13 protein-coding genes are annotated in these 15971 nt (G+C 49.3%); 8 read left to right on the top strand and 5 right to left on the bottom strand.

The features are described 5' to 3' along the window. Window positions 1-488 precede the first annotated feature (488 nt). Window positions 489-1103, bottom strand: a complete 615-nt coding sequence (locus tag BKP64_RS06375; RefSeq protein WP_070967482.1) for a recombinase family protein — start codon at window positions 1101-1103, stop codon at window positions 489-491. 399 nt (window positions 1104-1502) lie between these two features. Between BKP64_RS06375 and BKP64_RS06370 the strand changes: the two genes are divergently transcribed. The 5 genes from BKP64_RS06370 to BKP64_RS06350 all read left to right on the top strand — a co-directional run bounded on the left by BKP64_RS06370 (window position 1503) and on the right by BKP64_RS06350 (window position 5491). Further along, the gene (locus BKP64_RS06370) at window positions 1503-2249 is read left to right on the top strand and encodes a hypothetical protein (protein ID WP_070967479.1); all 747 of its coding nucleotides are present in this window, start codon (window positions 1503-1505) and stop codon (window positions 2247-2249) included. A 21-nt stretch (window positions 2250-2270) separates the two neighbouring features. After that, the gene (locus tag BKP64_RS06365) at window positions 2271-3008 is read left to right on the top strand and encodes a hypothetical protein (protein ID WP_070967476.1); all 738 of its coding nucleotides are present in this window, start codon (window positions 2271-2273) and stop codon (window positions 3006-3008) included. A 125-nt stretch (window positions 3009-3133) separates the two neighbouring features. Further along, window positions 3134-3544, top strand: coding sequence for a very short patch repair endonuclease (locus BKP64_RS06360; protein WP_070967473.1), 411 nt, complete (start codon window positions 3134-3136; stop codon window positions 3542-3544). A gap of 67 nt (window positions 3545-3611) precedes the next feature. Next, a complete protein-coding gene (locus BKP64_RS06355; protein ID WP_227515519.1) occupies window positions 3612-4820 on the top strand; it encodes a DNA cytosine methyltransferase in 1209 nt (402 codons plus the stop codon). Further along, the gene (locus BKP64_RS06350) at window positions 4820-5491 is read left to right on the top strand and encodes an Eco29kI family restriction endonuclease (protein ID WP_070967470.1); all 672 of its coding nucleotides are present in this window, start codon (window positions 4820-4822) and stop codon (window positions 5489-5491) included. Before BKP64_RS06355 ends, BKP64_RS06350 begins: the two co-directional genes overlap by 1 nt. 986 nt (window positions 5492-6477) lie before the next feature. Here BKP64_RS06350 and BKP64_RS06340 read toward each other — a convergent pair. Together BKP64_RS06340 and BKP64_RS06335 are read right to left on the bottom strand one after the other, a co-directional pair. Then, window positions 6478-7254 carry a hypothetical protein gene (locus BKP64_RS06340; RefSeq protein ID WP_070967465.1) on the bottom strand — a complete coding sequence of 259 codons (777 nt, stop codon included), beginning with the start codon at window positions 7252-7254 and terminating at the stop codon, window positions 6478-6480. Between the two features lie 5 nt (window positions 7255-7259). Further along, on the bottom strand, window positions 7260-9134 hold the full coding sequence (locus BKP64_RS06335) for a DEAD/DEAH box helicase family protein (protein WP_070967461.1): 1875 nt from the start codon (window positions 9132-9134) through the stop codon (window positions 7260-7262). 741 nt (window positions 9135-9875) lie between these two features. Between BKP64_RS06335 and BKP64_RS06330 the strand changes: the two genes are divergently transcribed. Together BKP64_RS06330 and BKP64_RS06325 are read left to right on the top strand one after the other, a co-directional pair. Then, window positions 9876-11609, top strand: coding sequence for a restriction endonuclease (locus BKP64_RS06330; RefSeq protein ID WP_070967458.1), 1734 nt, complete (start codon window positions 9876-9878; stop codon window positions 11607-11609). 73 nt (window positions 11610-11682) lie between these two features. Then, window positions 11683-12687: an AlbA family DNA-binding domain-containing protein gene (locus BKP64_RS06325; protein ID WP_070967456.1), complete on the top strand. Its 1005-nt coding sequence runs from the start codon at window positions 11683-11685 to the stop codon at window positions 12685-12687. Window positions 12688-12981: 294 nt separating this feature from the next. On the opposite strand, the gene BKP64_RS06320 is transcribed toward BKP64_RS06325, so the two are convergent. Together BKP64_RS06320 and BKP64_RS06315 are read right to left on the bottom strand one after the other, a co-directional pair. Next, window positions 12982-13683 (bottom strand): RES family NAD+ phosphorylase, encoded by a 702-nt coding sequence (locus tag BKP64_RS06320; protein WP_070967453.1) that lies wholly within the window; start codon window positions 13681-13683, stop codon window positions 12982-12984. Continuing rightward, a complete protein-coding gene (locus tag BKP64_RS06315) occupies window positions 13680-14087 on the bottom strand; it encodes an antitoxin Xre-like helix-turn-helix domain-containing protein (RefSeq protein ID WP_070967450.1) in 408 nt (135 codons plus the stop codon). Before BKP64_RS06315 ends, BKP64_RS06320 begins: the two co-directional genes overlap by 4 nt. 157 nt (window positions 14088-14244) lie before the next feature. On the opposite strand from BKP64_RS06315, the gene BKP64_RS06310 reads away from it, so the two are divergent. Continuing rightward, window positions 14245-15960: an NADH-ubiquinone oxidoreductase-F iron-sulfur binding region domain-containing protein gene (locus tag BKP64_RS06310; RefSeq protein ID WP_070967447.1), complete on the top strand. Its 1716-nt coding sequence runs from the start codon at window positions 14245-14247 to the stop codon at window positions 15958-15960. Window positions 15961-15971: the final 11 nt, after the last annotated feature.

Below are 15971 nucleotides of genomic sequence, written 5' to 3'. Positions count from 1 at the left end.
GTTTCTGTTCGCATAAAGTCCTCCGGGAATGTATGCAAGTTGAACAAGGAACAGACCCCCAGAGACGAAAGGCGTTGAGACTCTCGACCTGATGGCGGAGGCAACATGGACGGGGGTGGCAATCGGCTCTGGTTTTCTGCGGTTTATTCGGGAGAGAGGGGAGTTATTTCCCCCACATGGGTAGACCCAAAAAAAGACCCCTAATGAAGGCCTAAATGATCCTTTTGAGAAGGAGCCTAAGTCTGGTGTCGGAGTACTTTCACCCGATGGTGTAGACCCAAAAAAGACCCTCTCTGAAGGCCTTAATGATCCATTTGGGAAGTAGGCTAGGTCTGGTATCGGAGTGTTTTTACCCAATGGGGTAGACCCAAAACCTGAGTATCACTTGGGAGATGGCTGGTCCCAGGAATTTGGGTATAGAGGCGGGAAGCATGGCCCGCGCTCTTATTGATGATACCGATCAGGGTCGGCTGAATATTTGGGAGCTTCTAAGTTTCGTTAGCTTGTTTTATTGCTCGGGCAATCGTAGCTCGGGAGGCTCCCGTTATTCTTGAAACCTCAGTCCAGCTGTGGCCTTTGGCAATCATGGTGAGGATATTCTGGTGCCGTTCTTTGTTGATAGGTCTGCCCCTGTACTTACCTTGAGCCTTAGCCTTCTCGATGCCCTGTCGCTGTCTTCTTCGTCTATCCGCATAGTCCTTCCGGGCGATTGCTGCGAGCATGTCCAGCATCATCTCATTCAATGCGTCCATCATACGTGCGGTGAGCTCGTCTTCAGTGCCAACCATCATCCAGGAAGTGGGCAGGTCAATAGCTACGATTCGGACGCCCTTGTCTTTGATTCGGCGTTTCAGTGTTTCCCAATCATCCGCATTGAGGCGACTCAACCTATCAACCTGCTCAACGAGAAGAATGTCGCCCTTGTGGCAGTCATTGAGAAGACGAAAGAGCTCTGGCCTATTGAGCTGTGCACCTGATTCATTCTCGATGTAATAGGCCGCGATAGTCAGTCCCTTGTCTGAAGCGAAGCTATCAAGCTCCTCCCTTGCTCGGTTTGCGTCTTGGTCCTCAGTAGAGGCCCGCAGGTAGGCGCGAACAAACATACTTTCCCCCGCTGGTTTCGTTAGACTGGTTTTATAATAGCGGTTTCGTTTGGGTGGTCAATAGATAAAATGAAACCAGTAGCGGAGCTCCGATTGGTGGTTTCGTAAAGCTATACCAAAGCGATACTGGATATTTAAACGATTCGGCCTTAGTTCACGTAAAGAATAGAACGAGACAGACAACGCAGGATTTGTAAGCTAGCCTCATGCGGCAGGGTCGAATGTAATCCGAAGGTCGTGAGGAAGAAATCAGTCTAAGGGGCTACCTTGAACTAAAGGGAGAATAATCTGTCTGGATGGCACCACGAAGGGCTTAACTTGATTGTAAGTTACAGCTAGCGATAAGATGCGCAGCCTTTCGCATTAGCCCCACTCAAGGCTTAGTCAAAACAGAGTTAGATGAACGCGACGAGAATAGAGCAATACATCAAAGCAATTCTTGCTGCTGCAGAGGGGCAGGGTAGTAATGGTCTTTCCACAACTGCCCTGACCAAGTATCTGTATTTGCTAGACTATTACTCATCGCTGCGAGACTCCGACTACGTTCAGTCGACATCCGACTGGATCTTCCATCATTTTGGACCTTACAGCCGCAAAATAGACCAGACTATCCGTCAAATGGCTGACACCGGTTCCCTTACTATGGAAGGTGTAGAGACGGAAGCTGGGGATGGAGCAGTTGCGCGAATCTACAGGTTACCGAGTAATACCTCGAGGGCCTCTCTTCGAGATTTGGATTTGCCCAGAGGCGTGCCGCTAAGGCTGGAAACGGATTTGGGGCGCTTCCGGTATGACCTGAGAAGTCTACTCAATCACGTTTATTTTGAAACGGAACCAATGCAGTCCGCGAAGCCGGGGAAGCTTCTATCATTTCCAGGACCTGATTCAGAAGCAAAACCTGAGGATGTTCGGTCTTTTAGAATGCAAATCAGCAAGGCCAAGGCCGAGCGTATCCAGGCGCTTATGGCCAAGAGGGCGGCTGCATTTCTAAAGTCCCGAGAGCTAGAGGAAAAGCCGACTCGAGGAATATACGACGAACACTACATGGCTTTCGAGTCAGAGCTTTCTGAGGTTGCTAATGAGGTCGATGGAGACAAGGGGCAGCATCTTAAGGCCTCTGCAAACCTCTCACGGCTTTACGAGTAACCACCAAATCGGAAATTCATAATGAGCGACAAGGAAGAGTTTCTCGACATATTTTCGTTCGTAAATTCCATGTACGACTCGACGCGGACCAAGGGTGAGTTGCCAGAGTCGGGGCAGTTTTGTTGGGTGCCTGTGCTTGAGAAAGAGCGTCGCCCTTGGGTTGCGGATGTTAAACGCTCAGCCGCAACTACACACGACTCCGCTGAACTGGAAATTCGAAGGTTCGATGACACTCGGGACTTTCGCGGGAAAGAAGCTCGGCTTCCCGTCCATGCTTTAAACCTTACTGAAAACCACGAGCTGATTCTCAGTCGTGCCAAGAAACGCCTCTGCTTAATTATCGGAAAGGTGGATGGTGTAGATGCATCGACTTTACCGCTGGGTGTTCAGAGACAGAAAGCACTGAATGCCTTCGGAAGCCAGTATCTATTAGCACCGCTATATGCAGCATCTTCGCAAAAGAAAGCCACCTCGTTTGGTTCGGTGATGTGCGCTCGAATCCGGAGCTTAATGTATCCTGAGTTCTTTTGGGTGCCCAAGTCTGGAGGAGTCATTAAAGAGGATAGTGTTATCCGCCTAGACCACTTATTCATCGACCCTCTCCAGTGTGGTTCCGCTCCAGAAAATCATTTTCTTTCGACCGAAGCTCAGGCGTTTGTCATGGACCAAATTCAGGTCATCTTAGGTGAAACTCCATCCGAAGAATATTTGCAGGTGAGAGAGCTTTTGGTTGAAGACTTGCCTGACGCTTTCAAGTGATGATTGCAGAAAGTTCGAGCTCGAATAGCCCTCAAGAATAGAGGTGGGCTTTCGTAAATCCCGCAGAGCTGTTTGCTCAGTCTCTTGCCACTGGCCCACGGTCATTATCCTTCGTGGAAAATCCTATGGATTCAGTTTCGAAGGCGAAGCGAAGTGAGATTATGGGAAAGGTGCGGGGGAAGAACACTTCTCCTGAACTCCATGTCCGTAAGCTACTCCATTCACTGGGGTTTCGGTATCGATTGCATCGCGGGGACCTGCCCGGAAAACCAGATATTGTCTTTGCGAAAAAGCAGAAAATCATATTCGTCCATGGCTGCTTCTGGCATCGTCACGAAGGGTGCTCAATGGCTCGTTTTCCTAAATCCCGGGAGGAGTTTTGGAGGAAAAAATTCGAGGACAACAAAGCTCGTGACGCACGTAATGTTTGTGAATTAGAGCGGCAAGGCTGGAGTGTCTTAATAGTCTGGGAGTGCGAGTTGTCTGATGATATTGCCCTACGTGAGAAACTCTGTGGCTTCTTATTAGACCATTGAGGGTCAAAGCCATTGGTTAGTCTGATATATTCGGTCGGCGTGTTTGTTGAGTTTTGAGGAAAACCAGATGATGAAAGCGGTTGAACTGTTCACTGGTGCGGGAGGCCTGGGCATGGGCGTGTCGCTGGCAGGCTTTAGTCCATTGGCTGTAGTTGAGCGGGATAGGTGGGCGTGCGACACAATTCGCCAAAACCAGTCCAGAGGGAACCCGATAGTAAATGGTTGGCCGCTTTATGAGCTGGATGTCAGGCATTTCTCTTATGAAGACATCGACGGTGAGGTTGATTTGGTTGCTGGTGGGCCACCGTGCCAACCATTTTCGCAAGGAGGCCGACACCGGGCCTTTCTTGACGAACGAGATATGTTTCCGGAGACCGTTAGGGCAATTCGGGAGCTGAAGCCAAAGGCTTTTATTATCGAGAATGTAAAAGGCCTGACTCGCAAGACCTTCGCAGAGTATTTTAACTACATCAGACTTCAGCTTGAGTTCCCGGAAGTTGTAGCGAGAGAAAATGAAGAGTGGCTAGACCACTTGGGGCGGCTGGAGAGGTATCAAACTTCTGGGAGTAAAGATTCCTCTACCTATGAAGTTGTGTTTAGGGTTTTGAACGCTGCCAACTATGGAGTGCCGCAGAAGAGAGAGCGAATCTTCTTCGTTGGGTTCCGCCACGATTTGCACGTTGAATGGACCTTTCCGCAGGAGACACACTCGTATGATGCCCTCCTGCATTCCCAATGGGTTACCGGTGAGTATTGGGACTATCATGGGGTCGCAAAGAAGGATCGTCCCTCTATGGAAGGAAGGCTTAGAAATCGAGTTGAGAAACTTAATGTAGACGTGCCTAGTCGGTCTCGATGGAATACTGTTCGGGATGCTTTGAAGGGTATGCCTGACCCTGAACAAAAGACTGGCGAAATCTTCCTGAATCATAAATTTCAGCCAGGAGCGCGTACCTATCCAGGGCACACCGGCAGTCCAATCGATTTGCCGGCCAAGACATTGAAAGCAGGCGTCCACGGTGTGCCGGGTGGAGAGAATATGTTGGTAAAGCCGAGCGGGGAGGTCAGATACTTCACTGTCCGCGAGTCTGCCAGACTCCAGACATTCCCTGATACTTATATATTTCACGGTTCTTGGACTGAAACGATGCGTCAGCTCGGTAACGCTGTCCCGCTGGCCCTTGGACAACGTGTCGCTTCAAGTGTTGCTCAAGCTTTGCTGAAAGTCCAAGAGGACCAGCTCAAGAAATCACTGGCCAAGGCGAGGCTGTCTTAATGTCTGGTTCGTCTCATCCGTTTGACCCGCTAAACAAGAAAAATCTGGCCGAGAGTATTGGGCAAGCTATTTTGTCTTCGAGTCCTGTACGTTTGGACCAACTGGAGCGCTTCAACGGGGCAGGGCTTTATCTAATCTATTACTGTGGAACTTTTGACGCCTACGCAGACTTAGGGGCGTTAAATTCGCCACAAAAGCTTGTTTGCCCCATATACGTGGGAAAAGCTGACCCTCAAGGAAAAAGAAAGGGCGTGACTGACGAGTTATCGGCAAAAGGCACACCGTTGTATTCACGCCTCACAAAGCATGCGGGAAGTATTAAAGAGGCTACGAATCTTCAGATAGAGGATTTTTTCTGTAAATACCTTGTGGTTGAAGATATCTGGATTCCTCTTGGTGAGGCTTTGTTGATATCCAAGTTCATGCCTGTTTGGAACAGATATTTGGATGGTTTCGGCAATAACGACCCGGGACGTGGGAGGTACGGCCAAGTTCGTTCCAGGTGGGATGTCCTACATCCCGGGAGGGAATGGGCAACTCGGTGTAAAGATAGGGGAGAAACTCTCGAACAAGTTGCTCACGACGTGAAGTTCCACATCAAGCACTCGGTTATACCTGCCGTGCTTCAGCCTCCAGAAACCGAACAGGGCGTTCTCAATTTGGGGAGCTAGAGCGGGGTACGGGGGGGTAATTTTGAATCTTGATATTCGAAACCCCCCTCAGAAATTTCTGACATGAAAACAAACGGCTGGGTTAGCTGCTGTCCCTCCCCATGTTATTTTGTGCGCCAGTCTGGTTAACAGGTAGGTGGAAGAGTAGTTTCATGTTGTTCCCCGATAATACTCCTCCCATCCTGCGTTTCACCTTGTTCCTGATTGGCCGTTCTTGGTGGGAGCATAGCACTCTGAATGACTTAGTCTCCTTCTCCCCGAGCTGGGCCATTGGTATAAAGCAAGCCCAAGTTTCGCCACCGTGAAGGGTAACTGGAACGGCCCGTGTATCCCCGGAAATGAAAGCATGGTGGGGGACTCTTGTAAGACCAATTGCCTTTCCAAACCTTCGCCAATCTCTTTGGACTGACTCCAACATATCTACTGCTAGAATGGTTGTCGTGCTTCTTCCAACGTTGGCAATTTCAAATCTGCAGAAGGTTGTTATATCTCCTGTCTTAGGTTTTTGGGGTGTAGACCTACCAAAGCGAGCATCGTTGCTAAGAGGGTCCACATAGACAAACTGTCTTACACGAATCTTCACCCTAGGGCCCGACCTCCAATGCACTAGCCAATTTAACGCAAGAGATAAAAAACCGGCTGTCCCGCCAAGGATTCCCGCTAGGCCCGACGCTACATCATCCATTCTCTAAGTTCCTATTGCCTGCCTTACCAAGTTGAAACTGTAGCCCACTAGCCATTCTGTTGCTTGTTCACCTCCTCTCAGAGGCAGAAGCTTGGATTGCCGTTTAAACAACCTGTCTCAGTTTCACCGCTGATTGGAGCTTTCCACTCGCTCCATTGGATCGTCCCCAATGACTGAAAAGCCGACTGACGCAAAACTCTAGTTGGCGGTGCAACTAAAAACAGGGATGGTTACAAATTCTGAAAAAGAGCCGAAGGAAAAATAAATGAGTAATAAAGCGAGCGATAGTAGAGACCCCTGCTTACTTTTTAATCCGTTCCTCGTAAATCAAATCAAGACATTCCTGGAGCGACAGCTCAGGGTTTGCCGCTTCATATGCCTCTAGGGCTCCAATGATAAAATTGACGTTTTGCTTGTGTTCAGTGGCAAATTCTTTTGACAGCTTTTTCCTCAGCTTCTCAAGTCGTTCACGTTCAAGCTCATCGAAATAGGTTTCAAGAGCAGCATCAAATGAATTGCCGTGATCCATCACTAACTCTTTGAGCTTATTTATATTTATGTTGTACGCTCTGGAAGCATATTGAAGGGCGTTTCGGAAATTTACAAATCGCTCACCGAAGACGTAGAAGCTTCGTGATTCAACCTGCCTCTTATGAAATACAGTTCCATCAATTTCGTACTCAAAGCCGGGAAAGGTTATTCTAGATACTGCTTCCTTACCCAGTTCTATGCCCGCTAAAACGCTCTTCTGAAGGTCTAATGAAAGTTCAGATATTTCATCTTCGGACCAACGTTCATATATAGAGAGGGCTTTTTTGTACTTCTTCTTAATTCCTTTATCGACAATCTTTTTACGGTTTTCAATTAATCCTTCCCTGGAATCAATAAGAAAAGAAAAGCATTCTATACAACAAGGAAGCATGCAGTAAGCTGCGCTTTCTCTGGTTTCCAGGAAAAAATCTAAGTATTTGACTGAGGGTGCGTAGTCAATTTTTTCCGCCTCGCACCCACAGTAATAACAAACCCCAACGTCGCCCACGCTCAGTGGATGAATTTTTGAGTAAATATCTTCGAGCATAACTTTTAGATTCTTTGAAACTTATTAGCCTCAACGATTTTGCTCTTGGAGGCTTTCTCCAACATCTCGTTGATATATTGGTTTGTTAGCTCTTGGTTCTCATCTCCTCTCTTGAAAAGAACGATGATTGTGTCATCAGGATCTACATCAAAAGCAGAGGCAACATCGTTTACGTCAGCCTGGGTCATGACTTTTTTATCAACTTGTCGACTGGACTTGTTGTATACGCTAAAAATGTAAGCTGCAATTCTATTCTTGGCTGGGTCAATGCCACCACCCGCTGGGATTACGTCATTGAATCTCACATGTAATTCTTTATCTAAGCTTACGATTAGGTTTGAAACCCTTTGAAATGCAGGGCCACCTGCTATTGCTTTTTCAGGATTGTCAAAAGTATCACCATTTACCCAAGACGCAATTACGTTCGATTTTTGAGGTAATGAATGCCTGCCAACTGAAAAATTATCCTTAATTAAAACATTACGTATAGTTGCAATAGCATCGAGTAATTCAGGGTCATCGGTATATTTTGTGAAACAAAAATCCTCATGTAGGTGCGCTGGCACCACTAAATAGCTATCTGTCTCGTAGGCCTTGTAGTCAAAAGCTTTTGCGGGGACCTTAGATGCTCCGGAATTAACCCGAGCACCGACATCGAGGCCCCGAATTTCATGGGCCCCACAGATTCGTTCGAATTCCTCTCTTAGGCCATTTAGGTCGTCTGTGGCATGGGTGCTACAGTTAGCTTCTAAAAAATCAACTATGTCAGCATAGGCCTTGACACCATGCTTATTAGTAAAATGCAGAGCTGATTTGTTTGCATGATACCCGCAGGCTCGGCCTATGTTGGCCTGAACTATTGCCGCAATGCTCGAAACGGTGCTGTCCCAGGAAGCAATAAGGTTTTCCTTCATTTCCTGGCCGAAATTGATTCCAGCTCTTACTCCAGCGACGGTCACAGCCACGAGCTTTCTGCCAAAGAGCATCGCCTGCTCGTATTCAACTTTAAAGTCATCAATATCGATGAGTTCGTGGTCTGGAACGCCGCTCAACGAACGACCAATGATATAGATGTCGGAGCTGTCAAATCCATTTTTAATGAGTAACTCTTTTGCATTCATAGCGGATCCAGATGGAACTCTCATCAATGCCCAGCCTGAAGATCCATGGCTTTTTATCTTATCGAAAAACCTTTCTCGCGCTTCGGACTTGTTCATTATGTTTTTTTCGCGACCACCAAGACCGATAACCTGGCCGTTAGACATCATCTGACGTATCCCATGATAGTCAGAGCTGGCCTTATGAAAAACCAGCTTAGTTTTTAAATTGCGGCGTAGAATAGCTTCATTCTCCGCAGCTAGAAGAGCACTGAGGGGCGTGGCTGATATGAAGATAACTGAACACTCAGGATTTTTTTCCTCAATATAAGAAAAAAGCTTTTCGTAACGAACTGCCTTTTCAGAAGAGCCATAATGGCATTCATCAACAATAATCAGCTTCGGTTTGGTGTGAGAGAATTTCGATAAAATGTCGTTTTCAAAATGGGTGAGATTGCTAACGACTGCATTGTGACAAGGTTTGAGGTCGTCTGATGCCTGCGAAAGGAGGGCAGTGTCAGGCATCGTCAATAAGTAAAGAGTATCTTTCAGTAGCTTCCTGTCAGTGATTTGCTCGTCAGTTAATGAGTCGCGTTGAAAGCACGCCAAAGAAAGTGCCACGCCTGATTTACCAGATTGCATCTCTGCTGCAACGATTACTGTTCTGCAGTCGATGTCGAGTGCCGCAAAAGCATTTTTCGCAGCAAATCGCTGATGAGGAAAGGATTTTGTGTCTAAGACGTGTCGCAGCTGCTCGCGATGCTTATCTGCACTTATTGTCATTTATTGCACACCTTATTCCTTGTGGTTTTGTTTGCACGCTATCAGAATTGGGCTGAAACGGTCTACTCCTAAAGCCCAAGCTTTGCGGTGTGAGCCTCAGGAACAAGTTGACACGACAGGGCTTGGTGAACCCAGTTCCCCGCAATGAGCCTGATTTGGTGGGTTTGAGAGTGAATCTGCGTTTTAGTCATTTGAGAACACAATAAAGTCGCATAAAGCAGAAAGTGTTACGGACATTTACCGAAGACGATATCTCGAAGGTCTGGGGGGGGGTTAGGGCTTTTTCTGAAGACCTCGAAAAAGCATTGGCGCATGTAGGCGTTACGGTAAGCTCCTAATAAGAATGGCTTTTTTGGCTCTATATTGGGTTGATTTACTGAGGGCTTCGGTAGCCGTCATGTACAACCTGAAGCCTAAATATCAGGAGGTTATGTCGTAGATTCTTGGGGTGGCAAAGCCAGAGCAGAGCTGGTCACGTTAGCGTCCAGAGGCCTAACAGGGCGTTTTCAGCTTATGCAATTAGAATGGGGACGGTGGGAATTTCAAGCGTTCTTAAACTCAATAATGCGTTTGAAAATATGAGGTGAATGTTTTTCAGAGCTTGGGTGGCGTGAGAAAAGCGTCAGTTTCTTGTTGGGCTATTATGGGCATATGCCCCAAGGGCATAAAACTCAGAACTTCACATCAATACCAAACCTGTCTAACGTTAGTCTTGAAATAACTACGCAAGGATGTTGAACAATGGCTGAGCAAGACTTGATTAGCGCCCGTGGACCGGTTAACAACTGGAATGCTAGGCAAACCTCTATTCTCTCGTATTCGGTATTTTTGAAGCACAGTGGGCTCAACGAGGAGAAAGAGATAAAAAGCCGAGACGCCTCGGTCTTGCAGAGCAAGGTAGATCAGCAGATTCAGAAATGGGAAGAAAAGTACGAGAAGCTTCTCGAGAATAGGGAAAAGCAACGGAATGCCAAACAGGCAGAGAAAGACACGCAAGAAGCCAGCAAGGTATTAGATGAGTGCGAGAACCTTCTAAAAGCAACATTGGATGTCGATGATGCTGTAGATTGGTCATCGTTGAAGAAGAGACCTCCTTATCGCCAACCAAGTGGCAGTCTCGACCGTGTCGAATATAGTCTGATGTATGGCGAGCCCTCCAGTTTTCATCCCCACCCGAAACCACCAAGGCCTGAACAAACAGACCCGAGATACCAGTCAGGCGTTCAGTGGTTTCACAAGCTAATACCTGGACTGAGTAAAAAGAAGGAACAAGAAGCTGCAGCCCGCTTTGAAGAAGCGATGAAAGTTCATGCAGCGAACACTCTTGATGTCCAGAAAAAGAACGAGCGCCTAAAAGCTCGCTTCGAAGAAGAACGTAAAGCGTTTCAAAAGGCCCGCGATGAGTATGAACGGGAGAATCAGAGGCGAAACTCAGTTATAGACGACCTCGAGAAACGCTGGCGTGGCGGTGACCCTGAGGCAATCCATGAGCATGCCGAAATGGTGCTCAATAGCTCTCAATATCCTGAGTGGGTTGATGTGGATTTTGAGCTCGGATATCGCCCTGATGAGAGGATGCTGGTGATTAATTATGAGCTACCTGCTCCTGATTCGATTCCGACTTTGAAAGAGGTCAAATACGTTAAGACACGAGACGAATTTGTTGAGAAGCACATCACGGAGGCCCAGAAGAAAGCCCTTTATGACCGGATCTGCTATCAAATTGCACTTCGAACTCTGCATGAAATTTGGGAAGCGGACGAGCCGGATAACATACAAGGAATTGTTTTCAATGGATTCGTAACCGCTGTTGATAGGGCTACAGGCATTGAGGGCCGCTCTTGCATTCTCTCAGTGCAAGCTTGGAAAGAGGAGTTCCTGGCTATCAACCTTGAACTTGTTGACCCTAAAGAGTGCTTCCGAAAGCTTAAGGGGGTTTCCGCATCGAGCTTGGCTGCAGTTCAAGCGGTGCCGCCTAAAATTAAGCTTGATTTCGAAGATTCCAGGTTTGTGGAGTCTAGGGAAATAGCCTCTGGGGTAGATGAAGAGACAAACCTAGCTGCAATGCATTGGGAAGAGTTTGAGCATCTCATTCGTGAAATCTTTGCTAACGAGTTCAGCGGTCCTGGAGCAGAAGTGAAGGTAACAAAGGGCTCAAGAGACGGCGGTGTCGATGCAATAGCCTTGGACCCAGACCCAATTCGTGGCGGCAAAATCGTAATACAGGCGAAGCGCTATACTAATACCGTTGGCGTGAGTGCCGTTCGGGACCTATACGGCACTGTGGTCAATGAAAACGCCAATCGGGGAATCTTAGTAACAACTTCCCATTACGGTCCGGATGCTTATCAATTTGCTGACGGAAAGAACCTTACGCTAATCGATGGCGGTGGCCTTTTGGACTTACTGGCCAAGCATGGTCAGAAGGCCAGCATCGATATCAAAGCCGCGAAGCTATTGCTCAATGACGTTTGATTGGCAGCATGGCCAATATCGCGTGTCTTCCTGCTGGAATGGAGAGCTGGTAATGAAGGCATGAGCTCATGAGATGAAAAAATATAAAACAATTCAGAAGACCACGAGAGAACTCTTGCGAAATGGTGAGGGACAGTTAGTCGACTATAAGAGAGATGCCAAGGGCCTCCATACTGAGGACTTAATTGCATTTGCGAATGCTGATGGTGGGACCATATTGATAGGCGTAGAGGAAATTGAAAGGAATGGTCAGCAGCAAGGAAGAGTTGTAGGGAGTAAAATAGACGATGGAACGTTGTTGCAGATTTTGAATAAAGCTCAGGAGTGTGACCCGCCAATTACGATGGTAATAGGCGTTGAGAACCTCAATAAAGAGCCTTTGATTCGTGTAGACGTGCCTCGCAGTCCCAATAGGCCTCATGGAACAAGAGGTGGAACCTATAAGAAGAGGGAATCCAACAGAAACAAAGGTTTTTCTCAACGAGAACTTTTAGATACGTTTTTAGAAAGAGAGAGTGAAGTTTTCGTTAAGCGTTTTCGAGCTGCTGTGGACGGCTTGGAGAAGAGCTTGGACGATGTACAAGCAATTACATTCCAGATGGCTTCAGAAATCAGTTTTGGTTTAGATGAGGTCAAAGAGCGGGTTTTAGATTCGTTGGAGCATATATCTGGGAATGCAAATGAAGCTCTGGAATCCACTGAGGAGAGCAAGAGTGTATTAGAAGAGCTTTCGGGGCAAATGGATAGGATAGAAAATCACCTCGCTGAGTTGCCATCGAAGAGGGACATTCAACTCCTCCAGATTTCAATAGATTCGATTATCCACGCGCACTCACTACCAGATCCAAATCTAGAGCATAAGTTACGAATAGTGAGAGACCAGGCGAACCTATATGCGCTCCAAGCTAATGACTTGTTCATGGAGCAGGAGCTACCGGAGGAGTTTTACCAAGATATTCGTCGGCGTTTCCCTTTCTTGTCCAATGAATCAATCAACGAGGCAGTGGATAGCGCCCGAACTAGTAATCTCAAGTTGTGGGAGAGTTTTAAGCAGGGCCCGACTAAAGGTAATGAGTGACTCTTGGCTCATTACAAGCTTTGCAAAAAAACTTCAGCGGAGTCAGCAGGATTTCTGTTGTTGATCTAGAGAGGAGGATCTGCAGAAGCGTTGCGTTACTTCCTATAGATGTATACATTAGGGGGGTACAGAATAATTTGTTTGGCGCCCCTAGAGGCAACATAAGCATTTGAAAATAAAGGAAATGCGGACTGCAACTCCGTGTACGCCGGTTCGATTCCGACCCGCGCCTCCATTATTTCCCTTGAAGTAAACCTTTATCCTCCCCTTGGCTCTCCGGTTTTTGAGTGCACGTTAAGGTCGGGGTGGGACTTCGTGAGCGTCTGAAATTTTTGCCCAGTGGGTAATTCGCCTTTGATTGCCATCCCAGAAATATTTGAGATGCTCACCCTGCACCGGGGCGTGAAGCGCGACCGGCCTGAACGCAGCAATGCACTCGTGCCCGGGTCTTCGCACTGAGTTATAGAGCAAACCGTCTGACCCGTTCGCACGAGACGAAGCTGCATAAGCCTGGCTGGCGGAGTAGTCGTCCGGGTCGTGCAGATCGGCAAACGCATCTTCGCGAATATCCTGCATGGCTCGGGCAATCTCGCCAACATAGCACCGCATGGTCAGCTCGATCGATTCTTCCTTGGCAGCCGCCATTTCGCATTCTTTGTGGTAGATGGTTTCCGCGATTGCCGTTTCCAGTGAATCGGCCGCGTAATACACCCCAAAATCTCCGTTAGTAAAGCGGCTCCCAAAACCCAGATGGGTGAACGCAGCCATAACGGGGCTGGAGCCGGGTCCGATGAGCCGATCGTCCGGCGGAATCAGCTGTAAATCACCTGCTTCGTCCAGCAAGCGATCGTTGGTCATGGCCTCAATCTCGAAGGCGATGGCCAGTTCTTCGGGGGTGTCGTAGATTCTCTCGAAGAGGTCGATTGGCGGGTAATGACTGGGAATGATGCGATGAGCCTTCCATTCCGGAAGAACCAATGGCGGGGTCGGCCTCACGCCCAACCCCGTTTGGCATCAAAGTAACGGCGGGCTTGCATCAGGTGTTTCATGGAGCCTCGCGCCATGAAATCGAGCGGGGATGTCCCGGAGAAGGGTACTTCACTGGTTACCAGGCGAATCCGGCGATTGGCGCGTTCAGCGGTTGGGTACATCACTCTCAATGACTTATAAATGCCCAGGATGTAGCTGATGCGCTCCAGCGTGTCCCGAGAGAGCTTGATGTATGGCAGCTTCTGGTACTTTGCGAGAGTGCTCCGGGAGATGCCGCCAAGCATCTGCATCATCTCTTCCTGTGAGCAGTCCCACTCGCGGCAAATATTGAAGAATCCCTTCAGAGCAACATGTCCGCGCAGAGCTTCCGCTTCAGAGGCTTCAGGCTGTCTTTTGTGCTGTTGGGCCATAGTGAAAGCCCTCCCGATGTGTGTATATGGACACAATAGCAAAGAATGTACAAATATACACACTTTGCGCATCTCTCCTGATATGCTTCAATGATTGGTAAATAGTCAGGCCAGTCAAAAAGGCTGTCTTTTGCACTTCGGGGCCTTGATAAAAATAATGAATACAGACGAAGAAGTGTTCAAACGCCGACGCTCAGCCCCTCGTGGCCGACAACTGGAACCGGCGATAATGTCAGAGTTGCGGGACCTGATCGGTGACGAGCGTATCGACTCGTCATTGCGCCACCGTGATAGCCTGATAGAACACCTGCATGCTCTGCAGGATGCCTACGGTTACCTCTCCATGCTCCGCCTTCGGGCCCTGGCATCTTTCATGAACCTGCCCATGGCCGCCATTTATGAAACGGCCACTTTCTACGCCCATTTCGACGTAATTCACGATGAACAAACCCCGCCGCCTGAGATCACTATGCGGGTGTGTGATTCGCTTTCTTGCCAATTGGCGGGCGCAGGTGCACTGCACGAGGCACTGGCTGATGGGCATGACCCCAGCCATGTGCGTGTTGTCCACGCGCCCTGCATGGGGCGCTGTGATACAGCACCCGTGGTGGCCGTGGGACAACATCATGTATGCAACGCCACTGCCCAGACGGTTGGCGCGGCAATCGAACAAAAGCAGGTTCAACCCGACGAAATCCATTGGCAGCAGCTGGCGGATTACCGCTCGGTAGGCGGTTACCAGTTGCTGAAGGATTGCCGCGACGGACGGGTTACCGTCGAGTCGCTTGCGGAAGAACTTCAGCAGGCTGGCCTGCGCGGCCTGGGCGGCGCCGGCTTTCCCACCTATCGCAAATGGCAGGCGGTGCTGGCTGAGCCGGGGCCACGCTATGCAGTGATCAACGCCGACGAAGGCGAGCCGGGCACCTTCAAAGATCGCTATTACCTGGAACGAGAACCCCATGTTTTCCTGGAGGGGGCTCTGGTCAGTGCCTGGGCGGTTGAGGCGAAGGCCCTCTACGTTTACCTGCGGGACGAGTATCCCGGCCTGCACCGTGTGCTGAAAGAGGCCATTGCCGAACTGGAATCTGCCGGCATCATAGAACCCGATTTTGTGATCCTGCGCCGCGGCGCTGGAGCCTACATCTGCGGTGAGGAATCCGCCTTGATCGAGTCCCTGGAGGGCAAGCCCGGCAAGCCACGCCATCGCCCGCCGTTCGTGGCCCAAAAGGGACTGTTTAATCAGCCCACCCTGGTGAACAACGTCGAGACGGTTTACTGGATTCCGCGTATCCACGCCCAGGGCGCCGACTGGTTCGCCAGCCAGGGGCGGCATGGTCGCAAGGGGCTTCGCAGTTTTTCGGTTTCCGGCCGCATCACTCGGCCTGGTGTGCACGTCGCACCCGCTGGTATCACCCTCAATGAATTGATCGAGGAATACTGCGGCGGCATGGCGGAAGGGCATCGCCTGCTGGCCTATCTGCCCGGCGGGGCGTCCGGCGGCATACTGCCAGCCAGCAAAGCAGACATCCCCCTGGATTTCGACACGCTGCAGGAGTACGGCTGCTTCATCGGCTCTGCTGCCGTGATCGTTCTGTCGGATCACGACGATTTGCAGGCTGCGGCTGCCAACCTGTTGGGCTTCTTCGCGGATGAATCCTGCGGCCAATGCACGCCCTGCCGTGTGGGCACTGAGAAAATGCTCACCTTGCTGGAGCGGGATACCTGGGATGAGGAGACGCTCCAGCAGCTGGCCAGGGTGATGGCAGATGCGTCCATCTGTGGTCTCGGGCAGGCCGCACCCAATCCGGTACTGAGCCTGCTGCGGGATTTCCGCAGCGAGCTCGCCAGCCACAACCTGATCGCGAAAGGTTAGGGGAGGCAGCC

The organism is Marinobacter salinus (assembly GCF_001854125.1).
Classification (GTDB): Bacteria; Pseudomonadota; Gammaproteobacteria; order Pseudomonadales; family Oleiphilaceae; genus Marinobacter; species Marinobacter salinus.
Note: the sequence above shows the minus strand (reverse complement) of the source record. Positions and strands in the feature narration are given on the sequence as shown.

Coding starts and splice junctions, on each gene's coding strand:
- BKP64_RS06360 (WP_070967473.1), top strand. CDS start 3,134: ATGGATTCAGTTTCGAAGGCGAAGCGAAGTGAGATTATGGGAAAGGTG.
- BKP64_RS06355 (WP_227515519.1), top strand. CDS start 3,612: ATGATGAAAGCGGTTGAACTGTTCACTGGTGCGGGAGGCCTGGGCATG.
- BKP64_RS06340 (WP_070967465.1), bottom strand. CDS start 7,254: ATGCTCGAAGATATTTACTCAAAAATTCATCCACTGAGCGTGGGCGAC.
- BKP64_RS06370 (WP_070967479.1), top strand. CDS start 1,503: ATGAACGCGACGAGAATAGAGCAATACATCAAAGCAATTCTTGCTGCT.
- BKP64_RS06350 (WP_070967470.1), top strand. CDS start 4,820: ATGTCTGGTTCGTCTCATCCGTTTGACCCGCTAAACAAGAAAAATCTG.
- BKP64_RS06335 (WP_070967461.1), bottom strand. CDS start 9,134: ATGACAATAAGTGCAGATAAGCATCGCGAGCAGCTGCGACACGTCTTA.
- BKP64_RS06310 (WP_070967447.1), top strand. CDS start 14,245: ATGAATACAGACGAAGAAGTGTTCAAACGCCGACGCTCAGCCCCTCGT.
- BKP64_RS06330 (WP_070967458.1), top strand. CDS start 9,876: ATGGCTGAGCAAGACTTGATTAGCGCCCGTGGACCGGTTAACAACTGG.
- BKP64_RS06325 (WP_070967456.1), top strand. CDS start 11,683: ATGAAAAAATATAAAACAATTCAGAAGACCACGAGAGAACTCTTGCGA.
- BKP64_RS06375 (WP_070967482.1), bottom strand. CDS start 1,103: ATGTTTGTTCGCGCCTACCTGCGGGCCTCTACTGAGGACCAAGACGCA.
- BKP64_RS06315 (WP_070967450.1), bottom strand. CDS start 14,087: ATGGCCCAACAGCACAAAAGACAGCCTGAAGCCTCTGAAGCGGAAGCT.
- BKP64_RS06365 (WP_070967476.1), top strand. CDS start 2,271: ATGAGCGACAAGGAAGAGTTTCTCGACATATTTTCGTTCGTAAATTCC.